Source organism: Salinispora pacifica DSM 45544 (genome assembly GCF_000378845.1).
Classification (GTDB): Bacteria; Actinomycetota; Actinomycetes; order Mycobacteriales; family Micromonosporaceae; genus Micromonospora; species Micromonospora pacifica.
Map to the genome: position 1 here is coordinate 5,248,864 of NZ_KB905359.1, position 12,746 is coordinate 5,261,609.

The window sequence follows — 12,746 nt, forward strand, 5'->3', positions numbered from 1 at the left end:
ATGAAGCGATATTACAGCTAACCCGCTCTGGTTTCTAATCGCTGCTAGATGCTGACGGAGTGCTCTCATTTCGACCTAACATAACAGAAACAGTGGCTTAACAAAGGTTCACTCTCTGTGACCTGGTGGAAGGTTTACGGAGATCAGGGATAGTCGCCTGACACGAACGGTAACTACTTAAAGTCGGGTGACCTGTGTCACCGTGGCGTCGCGGTCGCTCGTGTGGGTTCGGGGAAACCAGGCCGCTTCGCGGGAAAGATGATTTGCGCTTCCGGTTTTACCGCAGCACCGGTAACTACTCGCGGGGTATCGCAGTCCTTTCCCTCCCTTCATCTATAAGCGAAATTGGTCGATGGATTTTCCCGACAAGCTCGGCGGACGTTCCGGGAACAACGCCCCGGGTTCCACGCGCGCCACCAGCGCCGCACCTGCCGGACCTTTCAGGTTCGCGGCAGCGGTGCGCCCCACCGGTCGGCTCACCGCCCGCCCCACCGGCGGTCAGCTACCGCGCGGCCGACGTCGTCCGGCCGACATCCCCCTGATCGTCGACCGAGTCCTGCAGGCTCGGGTGGCGACCGCGTTGGAGCCGGAATGAGAGCCTGGTTCGAGCCAGAGGCGGCTTGACCTCAAGCACGGTTGAGGGTCTAGCCTGACCGGTCGCTGACTCCCGACCAGATCCAGGTCCGGGTAGGCGCCACCGGTGTGCAGCCGTTCGACGCCGGCCTTCGCCAGGGCGGCTCCGGCTTTCCGGTGACCTTCCCGCAGCAGATCGGCAACGAGTACGCCGGGGTGTGGTGGACGCGATGCGTGGCCGGGGCTGACCGGCCGCCGCGGACGTCGGGACCGTCCACCGCGCCTTCGAGCTGCGGCCCCAACTGCCGCGCCAGAGGCGTCGGCTCGTGGACATCATGACCGACGACTGGGAGATGCCGCCGACCGAGATCGAGGGAGTCTTCGACCGGATCCATACCACCGGTGCGTCCTACGGGGCGGTGCTGCGCCCGGAGATCGTGCGGCCGGTCAACACCTTCGACATGCACCGGGTGGCGCAGTTGGCACAGCACGCCGGCCTGGTAGAGCCGCTGCTTGGCCACCTCTTCGACGCCTACCACGCCCGGTCGGCCGACCTCTCCGACCACGTCGTGCTGCGCGAGCAGGCCGAGGCCGCAGGCATGGACGGCGAACAAGTCACCGCGGTGACCGGCGACGGGTACGCCGACCGGGTCCGCGACGACGAGCAGCTTGCCGGTCAGGTGGGCGTCCGGTCGGTGCCGTCGTTCCGGTTCGCCCTTCGCCGCGCAGCCTGCTCCACTTCGCGCAGCATGAGTAACAGGCTCTGCGATCGACGGTCGGCCGGTAGGGCATCCATTGCCCGCTGGGCGTAGGCGAACCCGCCGGCGCTGTCACCGGCTTTAACCATCGTGAGTCCACGATGCAGCTCAATATGAGTAGCGAAACGCGGTAGATCACCAGGTCGTGTGCGGTCGGCCTCCTCCTGGGCCTCGGACCCGGGGCCGGGCATCCCGAGGCGGGCATACAACATGCTCCGGAACGTGGCCATCCGCCAAGGCGGGACGGCGGTATCAGACACCGCGCCATCCGCCGATGCCACCTGGTCGAACACCCGCCGAGCGTCGGTGTCGAGCGCGACGGCGCCGCTGCGGTCCCCGCGTCCGGCCGCCACGTGTGCCTGCGCCATCAACGCCTGGACACGTCCGAGTGACGGCCGGTCCGACAGCGCGACAGCCTGATCGGCGTACCGCCGCGCCGTGGTTAGCGCCGCCCCCTCGTAGGCCAACGCGATCGCGGCCCGGCCCCGGACCCACACCCGCACGGCGAGATCGTCGGAGCGGTCGGCGGCCACGCCGGCTAGGTCATACCACCGGATGGCCTCAGTGGGGTTGGGAGTGGTTTTGCCGTAGGTCACCAACGCCCTGGCGGCGTGTGACCACATGACCGGCGTATCCAGGTGCTGTTGCAGGATCACAAGGTCGTTCGCGAGGCGGGACTGAAGCGCCACGGCTCCCACCGCCATGTAGTCCCGACCGTACTGGTCGACCCGCTCCCGCCAGTCCTCCTCAGCAGTCCGGCCGCGTAGCGCAGCGCTGAAACCGGCCCGGATCAGTTCGCCGGCCACGACCGGGCCGAGAGCTGGCCGGGGCCCGTTGGTGGCCGGTGCATGACCGGGGTCGGGTGCTGGTCGACCTCGCGGTGATGATCGCTGACGGTGGGGAAGCCATCGCGGACATCGACGTGCTGCGCCATTAGCGGGAGGTGTTCGGGTCGGTGGCCTCGGATACCACGGTGTGGCGGGCCCTGGACGAGATCGGCGCGGTGCAACTGCGGCGCATCGCAGCGGTCAGGGCGCAGGTACGCGCCCGGATGTGGCAGCTGTTCGGTGTCCACCGGTGGCAAGGGCGGCCGGGCGGGACATCGGTGCCGGCGTGGTGGTCCTGGACATCGACTCCACGATCGTGATCGCGCACAGTGACAAGGAAGGCGCTGCGGCCACCTACAAGCACAGCTACGTGCGCCACGAGGCGCTATGGATGCGAGTGGAGGTGAGAGGACTCCACCGCTGTGCTGTCGTAGCAGGACGGTGAAGCTGGGGCAGCCGCTGCCGGGGAGCGCCGGTGGGGGTGGGAGCAGCCCTGACAACGTTGGGACGGGTCGGTACTGCCAGATGGTCCGGGTCCGGCAAGCGAGGCCGAAAGGTGTAGCCGCGTGTGAACCAGTGTCTGAAGCTCCGTAACGCTTGTGCCGGCTCGAACCTGGTGGATGAGGGCCGGGACGCAGTGCGCGACCGCTGTGTAGGTGGGTGGTCGACTCCGAAGCCGACTGAATGTATCGGTGGGGAGGTAATGCTGAAAGCCTGCGGCGTAGGCGTGGCGAGGCTGCCGGAGTACAGCTGGGCACCGACCCGGCCGATCGTGTCCGTGGTGAACGTGGGAACCGTCCTACGCCTTTCCCGCTGGCGGGTAGCCAACCCGTCGGGCCGGGAAGGGTCCGTTGCCGACCTGGGTGTGGGACGGGGCGGAGGCCCCGTAGCAGTCCGAGCACGCGAGAGGCGTGCACATGGCCAAGGGGGCCAGCAAGCAGGCAGCGCGGATACCGGGATGCCCGGAGCCCGTTGGTGAACACCGACGATCCGGAGCTGGCCATATTGCGGGCCGAGCGACGGGTACGGGAGATCCAGATCAAGCTGCACCGCTGGGCGACCAGCGGTCCTCGTCGAGTGTTCGACGATCTGCACAACCTCGTCTACGACCCCGCGTTCCTGTTGGTGGCGTGGGGTCGGGTGCGGGGGAACAAGGGGTCACGCACCGCTGGCGTGGACGGCGAAACCGTCCATTACGTCGAGGTGGTGCGTGGCGTGGAGGGCTTCCTGGCCGGCATCGCGGCTGAGGTGAAGGCGTGGAGCTTTCAGCCGGTGCCGGTGCCGGTGCCGGTGCCGGTGCGGGAGCGGGAGCGGATGATCCCGAAGCCGGGGACGCATAAGCGTCGCCGGCTGGGGTCCCCACCGTCCGGGACCGGGTGGTGTAGGCGGTCCTCAAGCTGGTCCTGGAACCTATCTTCGAGGCGGATTTCCGTCCGTGCTCGTATGGGTTTCGCACGAGCCGTCGGGCGCAGGACGCGATCGCCGAGACGCGCATGTTCACGACCAAGGGCTACGAGTGGATCGTGGAAGGCGACATCAAGGCGTGCTTCGACGAGATCTCCCATCCGGCCCTGATGGACCGGGGTGCGAGTACGCATCGCCGACAAGCGCATCCTGACCCTGGTGAAGGCGTTCCTGAAGTCCGGCCTGCTCACCGAGGCCGGGCAAGTAGCCGGTACGCCGATGACTGGCTGCTCCTGGTCATCGGGACCCGGCAGCATGCCGAGGCGCTCAAGGAGGAGATCGCCGAGGTCCTGTCCGGGATAGGCTTGCGCCTGTCCCCGGAGAAGACCTCGATCCCCCACATCGACGAGGGCGTCGACTTTCTCGGCTGGCGCATCCAACGCCACCGCAAGAAGGGGACGAACAAGCGCTACGTCTACACCTATCCGGCGCGCAAGGCCGTCAGGTCGATCTGCGCCAAGGTCAAGATATGGTGCCGGCAGAACCAGAACATGGACCTGTCCAGCCTGATCCTGCGGATCAACCGGATGGTCAAGGGGTGGTGTGTCTACTTCCGGCCGGGCGTGTCCTACAAGACCTTCGCCTATCTCAGCAGCTACATCTGGCGCAGAGCGATCCTCTGGATCAGAGGCAAGCACGCCCGCATTGGCTGGAAGGAACTACGACGGCGTTTCTGCGCCGCGACGTGGTGGCCACCAACGGACAAGATCACGCTGTTTGATCTGGTGAAGGTGTGGACCACCCGTTACCGCTACCGAGGGACGCGGATCCCTGTCCGTGGCCGGCGACAGGTTGACGAGATCAACTGGCACGACCGGTCGGGCTTGTGGAGACCCCGGTGCTCAGGAATGGGCACGCCGGGTTCGGAAGGCGGCCCGGGGAACCCACAGCGGCAACGCTGCACGGCGCCCCGGGCCGACTTTACGGGTTCCATCTGATCCTGGTGACCAGCGACAACACCGCCGAACCGCTCGCGGTGAAGCTGCGGCCGGGCAACGCGGGAGTCAACACCGCCGCCCTACCCGCCCAAGCGTGGTCACCGGCGATCGACGCCGACGGTGGTGTCCGTGACGGCGCCACCGTCGCCGAACTGACCGGCCTGCTGCCCCTGCCAGGCTGGCCGGCCGGGATGCGAGTCATCGTCCGGCGGGAACGCCCCCACCCCGGCGCCCAACTCACCCTCTTCGAGCACCGAGACGGCTGGCGCTACACCGCCTTCGTCACCAACACCACCACCGGCGCCCTGCAGCGGCTGGAGGCCCGACACCGGGCCCACGCCCGCGTCGAGGACCGGATCCGCTGCGCCAAAGACACCGGCCTGCGCCGGCTACCCTCCCGCGAGTTCGCCACCAACCAGGCCTGGTACACGGCCGCCGCGATCGCCGCCGACCTCATCGCCTGGCTACAACTCATCGGCCTCGACGGCGACCTGGCCAAAGCCGAACCGAAACGACCGCGCTACCGGATCCTGCACACCGCCGCCCGCCTCGTCCACGGCCAACGTCGCCGCACGCTACGGATCCCGTTCAGGTGGCCCTGGGCCGAACAGATCACCACAGCGATCCACCGGATCACCGCCATCCCAGACGCCGGCTGACCAGCACAGCCGCCGCCCCAACAACCCGAAGGACCCCAGGAGACCACGCCCACCGCCGCGACAAACGGCCCACCACCATGCCCGACACCACACGATATCGATCAATAGCAATCAGGACTGCCGGGCCAAAGGAGCCGGCGTCAGACGCGAATCATCGAGGTTAGCCCCGTGTTTCTTCTCGTAAGAGCCTTCGGCTGGTGAGGTAGGCTCGATACATCGGTACTCGATAAAGGTTCAGGACTTGGATAGATCGGTTAACGGCCAAGCTAACCGAGAACCACCGTAGACCTCGCGCCCAGGGTACCGTCAGCAAGGCGGCACTCCCTCACTGACACCCAGCGAGAGAACCGCCGATCCGCGCAGGGCGCGCTCGACGGAAACGCAGGGAACTTGAGGTGGTCACCCTTCGGGGAGCAACGCCTTTTCAACTCGAACCAACTCGTCGACGGATAACTGGGGAGGGATCCACCCCGAAGAACGAATCCAATCAATAAATCTTACGGGCAAGAGAACATTGTATTCGGCAACATAATACGCCAAATCGGATGGCCAGACCCAATGGCCGTCCGTCTGGAGCGCAAGCGCCCCAACGTCTACCTTTCCAGCATTTAGAACATCAAAGACACGCTCTCCGGTAGCAGCGAGAATAGCTCCGCTGGCAAGGTAACTAGCAACTTGGACAGAAACCTGAACATCACCCTTTCCGGCACATTCTCGCAGGCTAGCACCTTGTGCATCTCCATGCGGCAGCTCTCGGAAGAAGCCTAAATTCTCAATCATCGTTGCCCCATGAGACTGCTACTAGACCCTGGCCAGGGGCGGGTCGATACCATTGACCCCACTTATTCTAGCCGCTTAGCGTAAAGACCCTCGATCCGGATGAAAACCACATATTAAATGACCGGCGCGCCATTTTGTTGGCCAGGTTCTTAGCAAATCCATTATCGAAAGCGCCGGTGACTCTGGATAGATGGTGGGCGCTTGACGGCAGCCGTGACGGCAACCGACACAGACACGAGCATCCGCGTACAGTCGCCCGCTACGGTCCGCAACCGAAGCCGGCAGGCCTCAATGATGCACGGATCAGGTAGGAATTACTTCCAAGATCGCCATGTATGCGGAAACATGCCGGGAACCAAGTCCCACCGGACACAATTTGGCCGTAATTAGTATCGACGATCAACGAACGCCGCTGCGCAATCGAATACACCAGCGCAATCACGAGATCGGGTGCACGGTAATCGACGCTGAAAATGGGACCGGGGATTTCGGAAGTTGAGCATCAGGCCAATCATCAAAGATGCCGTCGGCTTCAGGATCAGACACCTCGACCACATTGCAGCGCTCGTCGCCCCGTTAAAGCGTCAGCACTGCTTCATTGATTGATAGGTCGCCGATCAGCTGCGCGAACCTTGCCAGTTTGTCCAGGTCAACGGTCTGGTCCTCGATCACCGCCGGTACGCACATTCCGTTCAGGGTAAGCACGCGCACGCGCTACAGCATCCCGGCCCCGCGCGCACGCTCCCACGCAACAAGGCGACCCGAACCCGGAGTGGACGAGGCCGTGGACGATCGCCTCGACGGTCAAGCCGAGTGACTGCGACCGGCGATCGACGCCGCACCGCTACGCGGAGCGCCACCGAGCACCTCGACTAGCCCACAGCCAAAGCGACGACCGCGATCAGGGCAAACGCCAACTTGCGTCTACAATAGACTGTTCCATCGATTCATATGCCTATTATGTAACCCAGTCACGGCAACCCGGGCGCACAACCTCGCATCGGAGTGCACAAAGTCACGGTCCCAGCACGCGACGGAGTGGTCGGGCATCGCCATGTGTTTCGTCGCCTCGCCACCAACCGACAACCAATCTCCGCCATCTGACGATGATGTTCAGGAGAAGTTGTCTACTCACCACCAACAGCTTCCGCATAGGTTTCCTCATATCGCTTGACGTCCATCTCCAGGCGTCCCGTATTACCCAAAAAAAATGCACCGTTGTCGTAACAAGCGTTAAAGACCGAAACCATTTGCTCAATGCTCGAAAATTCGATTTCGGTCGGCTCTCCAACAAGCACGCCTGCCGCGTTTGCCTCATCTCCGACCGCGCCCCAGACGGCCGAGTATATATCTCCGGTGGCCGTCGTCAGGAGCGGCATAAAGTGATCTCCTAGAACGGGATCACCTGCATAGTACGGCATAATATGGATGGCTTCATCAAGGGAGAGCGGGTTGTACGCCGGAATGACATTGACGTCGTCCTGCAACTGACCCGGCCGTGCGTTGACTCCGTCACACCAGCCGAACCACTCCGCCACCGAAGATGGCACATTCGTACCCCCCAGGGCGGCAATGACCCGGTCAGCGCCAACCCCCGGCCGCAGTAGCGGAACCACAGATCGCTCAAGACGACGTAGGTGAGCAACCAGCCGCTCAAGTTCAGTAGTCAACATCAGCTACCCCATCACGCTATCCGACACGAACATAATACGGGTCAGCATTGCCAATTCCGTTACCTCGAAGGAAAGGCCATAGCGAATCTCTCCCATGCGCGATGTTCTGTGCACGGTTGATCAGTCGCAACGTCGCTCCCGCTCCGCCTTCATTCGTAAAAGCGAATGTGAACTCTTCCCAAGAAAGCGCCTGGCTGTTCACATCGGTACCGAGCGTATCAGGACGTGGTACGCCCGCTTGCGCTGCATTCCGGTTCGCCCGGATTGCCGCCCTTCCGGTGAGGCGAGTGACGATTGGACTCTCGCCATTCGCCAGAGCATTTGTGAAGTTGTCCGCCACATCTGGATAGAGAGCCGAATCGATCTAGTAAACCGGCAGGATCGTTGTCTCCCCAGTCGAATCCACCGCGAAACTCGTGGCGTCTCGCCTGTGCCGCGGTTGTGTACGAGGACCGGCGAGTCGCCGGCTACCACATAGTACGTGTGGGATTTCCAGCCCTTCACGCAGTGTGACTTACATGTTCATAGCGTTCCACCTGGCCATTCGTGTATAGCGTCCACCCTGCGTATCGAAAATATATGGGTGTTGACGGCGACGGCAACCTGGGAAGACGTCCATGTCCTTCAATACCCGAAACATCGACGCGCACGCCGGTAACACCGGTCCGCACACCAAGAGCCGCGGCAATCGGTCAGCCATCGCCGCAGACGATTCCGCGACGCCGACCCAGCTATTTTATTTCCGTTTCTGTCTTACGGCACATTTCTAACAGAGACACTTCGCTGTCATCGCTCCCTTCAGCCCAACCCACAACAGCCAAGGCTTCAACAATCTTGAACCCGAACTCTTGCCGCAACGCCGCTGCCGCCTGAATGTATTGACCAGACGCTCCATGAGACCTGATTATGCGAGCAATATCAACTAATCCGCCACCAGAATCAATCGACGCGCGAAGAATATGACGCCACTCTCCCGCACCAGGCATCACGGCCTACCGAACCTCAGCCGAACAGGGGCACCGCCGGATACCTCTTGGTCTACATGCAAGAGCTTCATGAAGCCATGCCTTTCAGTCATTTTCCGGTCCAGGTCGTCTATGCAGCCTGTTCTGGCGTGTTTCCGCCCGCAAGTGCTGCGATAAACGACGCCTTGTTCTCATCCACAAGGTTCCCATTGATTGTTAGCACCTTGCTGCCTAGAGAGTCCATCATCCGCCCAAAATCACTTGCCCTTTCACCGGGCTGTGTTTCATGTCCGCCAGTAGGGTTAATCCGCCGTTGCAAGTCAACACATAGTACGTGTGGAGCCGGTGGCGACGTCACGCTAGGTAGTGACGGGCCTTACCTGCACGTTCGCTCCCGGTTCAAGCCGTCGAATATCGGCATCATTGATGGTGACAGCAGTCATGACAGCAACACCGACGCACGCTCGGCTACAGGTACGAGCCGTTGACCCGACCACCACCCGTGAGCGCCAGGCAACGGGACCACCTCCCGGCTCAATCGCACCGCCCCGGCGTCACACCCCGCTCGGTGAGTGGTGGTCCTTGGCCGTGAGCCCATTGCAGCCGGATAGGGACGCGGGGCCCGGACGGCTCATGAGTAGACGTCTTTGCGGTGCCCGACGGCGTGGATGGTCAGCTCGTTGCCGTCGAGGCGGTAGAGGACGCGGTAGTCACCGACGCGCAATCGGCGCCCGGATCCGTCGCGCATCTCGGTCGAGTTCTGTGGCGCGGGGTCGGAGACCAGGCCGAGGATCGCGCTCAGGACGGTCAGGAAGACGTTGCGGGGCTGCTTGTGCAGCCACACCAGCACGTCCCGGTCGATCTGCACCTTCACGCCGCCGCACCGCCGGCCCGGTCGGCCAGCAGCGCCTCCACCTCACGAGGATCCACCCCAAGCGACTCCAGCGCCGCCGACAACGGCACGAACTCACCCTCGGCACGGGAACGAGCAATCACCGCAGCGTCCCGACGATCCCGGAACGCCTCAATCTCCTCCCACTCATCAATACCCACCAGGACGGCCACGGGCCGCTCGTACTTCGTGATGATCACCGGCTCACCGGTGCGCTCAACCCCGTCCAGCACCCGACCCGCGCCATCACGGAACTCCCGCAACGTAATCCTCGTCATGCACCACACCGTACCATGCGGTACCGTTTGGCATGAGAAGAAGCGGCGCAGCCGATACCCCGGCCAAGCGAACCCGCCGCCGACGGAGCCACTGGGCTAAAAGTTGCTTCACCTAATCAAGAGCGCCCGGCTACGCCGGACGCACGCGCACGCGCTATGCCGTTCCGGCCCGCGCGCACGCGCCCACGCAACAAGTCGCCCGATGTCGGCAGCCAATCAAGCCCACAACGCCAGAGGCCGTGACGATCGCTCGGGCGGTCAGGCCATCCGGTGGCTACCGGCGACCGCCGCCGCACCGCTGACGCGGCACGGCACCGTCTACCTCAACCAGTCTTAACCAACGATGGCGACCAAGCACGAAGGCCACAGAGGTGCACATTGGACGAAAGTATCGTTCTACATGCATGCTATGTACGTGCTTGACGGCAACGATGACGGCAACCCACGCGCACGAGCGCGCCCGACGGCTCACCCCGATGCACAGAGTTGTAGCGCCAACACACCGAATTCGCTCACGGCTCCTGCCATGATTGAATTCACTCGGCCCCGAAGACACCACTGACGAGTTCCGCAATAGACAATGCAAGCCCAGTATTCGCCAGGATCTGGGCCGTGCAGGGTGCGCGCGGTTCCCTGAAGAGCCCGGACCGCGGGGTTCGCGAGGTGTCTGAAGCCCGTGACCTGCGGTTCTAGTAAGCGCGGAGGAACCAACGGATATGGCTGACCTGCGGAGACGCAGGGGCCGATCCTGTCGCGTGCCGATGCCGACATCACCTGGGCGGTTAATGTGTTGCGTCGGTCGAGAGGGGCGGCAAGGATTGTCGACATGCCGCAGGTGGAGATCGAGATTCGGCCCTACACCAACGACGACTGGGATGCGATCGCGCGCATTCACGACGCCGCGCGACGTGACGAGCTACGCGGATCCGCCGGGGTCGAGGCTTTCCTGACCCTTGCGCAGACCGCCGAGCGAGAAGGGCTTTTCGACGGGCACCTGTGGGTGGCGGAGGCCGGTGGCAGCGTAGCCGGCTTCGTCGCACTCGACGACGACGAAGTAACCTGGCTGTACGTCGACCCGCAACGCTACCGGCAGGGAATCGGCAGGGCGCTGCTGGGCCACGCGGTCGCCGCCGCCGGGCCCCGGGTCGAGGTCACCGTGCTCGACGGTAACCCGGCTGCCGAGGCGCTCTACGCCAGCGAGGGGTTCACCGTCACGCAGACCCGGACCGGCCCGCTGGTCGGCAACGAGACGTTCACCGCCACCGGTCACATCATGCACCTCGACAAGTCCGACGTGCCACCGGACGACCGTCGGGTGCCGACCGTCGACACGGTGTGACCGGCCGACCCTCATCGGCCGGTGAGGGTGTTCACGCGGCGACGGCACCGCCGTCAAGCGGCGGCCAACCGGACTGGCTCCGTTGCCCGGCAGCCCCAGAGTGAACTCCGGCCACCCCACGTGCGGCCGGGGCGCACCGTCGCCGGCCGGCTTACGGACGCGAAGTGACATGAACAGCGGCAGCTCTCCGTCCGATCCAGGGGAAGAGCCCAGCTGAGGTTCCCCCGATAGCGCGGAGGCGATGATGTTTCCGAGATACCGGGGAACCTCAGATACCCGATCGTGCCGCAGGGTGGGGCGGGCCACGGGACGTACGGGTCCGGCGCTGTTGGGCCCTCGTGCATCATCCTGGTCGGTCGTCGTCGATCAGCCGGACCTGATCGAGGTCATGGCATCAGATGGACGCGGATCCGTCTGGCCGCAACCGCCGCGTCGGCCAGGACGGCCAGCCGGGGCTCGGCGGAATCGAGCAGGTGTGGATGACGCAGCAGTGCCAGTGGTGACAGACGCCGGTCTGTCAGGATCGCCTCGATCATCAATCGGTCGCCGCCACAGACCAGGGACCTGACTGCGTCGTGAGGGTCGGCGACAACACCGGGTGCATGGGGCAGCATGATCCGCGCGGCGATGTCCGCAGCCCGCTGGGTAGCAGCCTGGGCCTGGTTGGCGCGGCGACGTGCGTAGCGCTGCTGTGAGGAACCGCCGGCCGCGGTGCGACCCTGTACGTAGAAGCGCTCGACCTTGGAGACGGTGATGGTCGTTCCGTCCGCGACGCCGGCGGCAACCGCACCCTTACGGGCCAGCAGCACGGCGATCCGGGGCGGTCGGATGATGCCGGCCAGCAGCGTGTCGATATCCTTCGCCTCGGCAAGCCCCGGCGGCGGATACAGCGTGGCGGTATCACCGTTGTTCATGCCGGTCAGCACGAGGCCCTCCTCGGTGGCGCCGTCGTGGCGGCTGTAGAAGCCGTCGAGCCAACCGCGAATTCGCTCCGGGGAGATCTCCACCCACCGCCCACCGCCCGCGGCTGGTCGCGCCCTGACCACGTGAACACCACCTATCGGGAACGGCCGGCCTACACCCATTATCGTGAAGGCGACCTGCAGGAGTGCATCCGCGCAAGTGTGCCACCCGGGGACTCTGACGACGGGCACCTGGTGCTCATCGACTGGGAGCATGTGGGGGCCGGTCCGGTCGGCATCGACCCGGCGATGTTCGTCTCGCTCTACCGATTCGTCGGAGGGGCGGGCGAGCTGGACGAGCGGGCGCTGCTCACCGATCACCCACGGCGCTCAGCGAGGTCGCCGGCCGGGGCCTGTACCGACGCCGAGCTCGGATTCGCGCCCTGCCATCTCACCTGGGACCTGTACCTGCGGCTCGGCCCCGGCGGGCGATTTTGTTTGGTCTTGGTGTTGACGCCTTCGGTGAGGCCGCCGCTGTGGGGAAGCGCGAGTGCGGCCGGCAGCGACGAACTCAGTCGGCGACAGGGCGATGACCCTGACGCGGCGTGGCCGTGCCGCAGCTCGGCCAGGTAGGTGCTGTTGCGGACTGATCCGCCGACGAGTGGGGGAGGCGCCGCCGTGACGCCACGCCCGGGATC

13 protein-coding genes and 4 pseudogenes are annotated in these 12,746 nt (G+C 64.4%); 7 read left to right on the forward strand and 10 right to left on the reverse strand.

Annotated elements, in window-relative coordinates; translation table 11 throughout:
• The first annotated feature begins 457 nt into the window (after positions 1-457).
• Positions 458-595, forward strand: coding sequence for a hypothetical protein (locus SALPAC3_RS28980; RefSeq protein WP_018223722.1), 138 nt, complete (start codon positions 458-460; stop codon positions 593-595).
• A gap of 304 nt (positions 596-899) precedes the next feature.
• Positions 900-1,220 (forward strand): annotated as a pseudogene (locus SALPAC3_RS27650) (DsbA family protein); the annotation flags it as partial.
• A gap of 29 nt (positions 1,221-1,249) precedes the next feature.
• On the opposite strand, the gene SALPAC3_RS0124070 reads toward SALPAC3_RS27650, so the two are convergent.
• Positions 1,250-2,137: a hypothetical protein gene (locus SALPAC3_RS0124070; protein WP_018223724.1), complete on the reverse strand. Its 888-nt coding sequence runs from the start codon at positions 2,135-2,137 to the stop codon at positions 1,250-1,252.
• Positions 2,138-2,172: 35 nt separating this feature from the next.
• Between SALPAC3_RS0124070 and SALPAC3_RS29525 the strand changes: the two are divergent.
• From SALPAC3_RS29525 to SALPAC3_RS26270, 3 genes and pseudogenes are all read left to right on the forward strand, one after another.
• A pseudogene (locus SALPAC3_RS29525) lies at positions 2,173-2,546 on the forward strand (IS1380 family transposase); the annotation flags it as partial.
• Positions 2,547-4,113: 1,567 nt separating this feature from the next.
• Positions 4,114-4,560, forward strand: coding sequence for a group II intron maturase-specific domain-containing protein (locus SALPAC3_RS29530; protein ID WP_456300022.1), 447 nt, complete (start codon positions 4,114-4,116; stop codon positions 4,558-4,560).
• Positions 4,545-5,219: pseudogene (locus SALPAC3_RS26270) on the forward strand (transposase); the annotation flags it as partial. The gene SALPAC3_RS29530 and the pseudogene SALPAC3_RS26270, both read left to right, overlap by 16 nt.
• 399 nt (positions 5,220-5,618) lie before the next feature.
• On the opposite strand, the gene SALPAC3_RS28130 reads toward SALPAC3_RS26270, so the two are convergent.
• The 7 genes from SALPAC3_RS28130 to SALPAC3_RS0124115 all read right to left on the reverse strand — a co-directional run bounded on the left by SALPAC3_RS28130 (position 5,619) and on the right by SALPAC3_RS0124115 (position 9,807).
• On the reverse strand, positions 5,619-5,999 hold the full coding sequence (locus SALPAC3_RS28130; RefSeq protein ID WP_157632342.1) for a hypothetical protein: 381 nt from the start codon (positions 5,997-5,999) through the stop codon (positions 5,619-5,621).
• 576 nt (positions 6,000-6,575) lie between these two features.
• Positions 6,576-6,710, reverse strand: coding sequence for a hypothetical protein (locus SALPAC3_RS29130; protein WP_269744927.1), 135 nt, complete (start codon positions 6,708-6,710; stop codon positions 6,576-6,578).
• A 416-nt stretch (positions 6,711-7,126) separates the two neighbouring features.
• Positions 7,127-7,672 (reverse strand): hypothetical protein, encoded by a 546-nt coding sequence (locus SALPAC3_RS28135; RefSeq protein WP_157632343.1) that lies wholly within the window; start codon positions 7,670-7,672, stop codon positions 7,127-7,129.
• A gap of 16 nt (positions 7,673-7,688) precedes the next feature.
• The gene (locus SALPAC3_RS29460) at positions 7,689-8,012 is read right to left on the reverse strand and encodes a NucA/NucB deoxyribonuclease domain-containing protein (RefSeq protein ID WP_157632344.1); all 324 of its coding nucleotides are present in this window, start codon (positions 8,010-8,012) and stop codon (positions 7,689-7,691) included.
• 391 nt (positions 8,013-8,403) lie between these two features.
• Positions 8,404-8,661 (reverse strand): hypothetical protein, encoded by a 258-nt coding sequence (locus tag SALPAC3_RS28140; RefSeq protein ID WP_157632345.1) that lies wholly within the window; start codon positions 8,659-8,661, stop codon positions 8,404-8,406.
• Positions 8,662-9,268: 607 nt separating this feature from the next.
• The gene (locus SALPAC3_RS0124110; protein ID WP_018223732.1) at positions 9,269-9,511 is read right to left on the reverse strand and encodes a type II toxin-antitoxin system RelE family toxin; all 243 of its coding nucleotides are present in this window, start codon (positions 9,509-9,511) and stop codon (positions 9,269-9,271) included.
• A complete protein-coding gene (locus tag SALPAC3_RS0124115; protein ID WP_188117102.1) occupies positions 9,508-9,807 on the reverse strand; it encodes a type II toxin-antitoxin system Phd/YefM family antitoxin in 300 nt (99 codons plus the stop codon). Before SALPAC3_RS0124115 ends, SALPAC3_RS0124110 begins: the two co-directional genes overlap by 4 nt.
• An 826-nt stretch (positions 9,808-10,633) precedes the next feature.
• On the opposite strand from SALPAC3_RS0124115, the gene SALPAC3_RS0124125 reads away from it, so the two are divergent.
• Positions 10,634-11,146 (forward strand): GNAT family N-acetyltransferase, encoded by a 513-nt coding sequence (locus SALPAC3_RS0124125; protein WP_018223734.1) that lies wholly within the window; start codon positions 10,634-10,636, stop codon positions 11,144-11,146.
• 114 nt (positions 11,147-11,260) lie between these two features.
• Here SALPAC3_RS0124125 and SALPAC3_RS28145 read toward each other — a convergent pair.
• Together SALPAC3_RS28145 and SALPAC3_RS0124130 are read right to left on the reverse strand one after the other, a co-directional pair.
• Positions 11,261-11,350 (reverse strand): annotated as a pseudogene (locus SALPAC3_RS28145) (methyltransferase type 11); the annotation flags it as partial.
• Positions 11,351-11,532: 182 nt separating this feature from the next.
• The gene (locus tag SALPAC3_RS0124130; RefSeq protein WP_026185862.1) at positions 11,533-12,192 is read right to left on the reverse strand and encodes an acVLRF1 family peptidyl-tRNA hydrolase; all 660 of its coding nucleotides are present in this window, start codon (positions 12,190-12,192) and stop codon (positions 11,533-11,535) included.
• On the opposite strand from SALPAC3_RS0124130, the gene SALPAC3_RS0124135 reads away from it, so the two are divergent.
• Positions 12,193-12,681 carry a hypothetical protein gene (locus tag SALPAC3_RS0124135; RefSeq protein ID WP_018223736.1) on the forward strand — a complete coding sequence of 163 codons (489 nt, stop codon included), beginning with the start codon at positions 12,193-12,195 and terminating at the stop codon, positions 12,679-12,681. It abuts the gene before it with no gap.
• Positions 12,682-12,746: the final 65 nt, after the last annotated feature.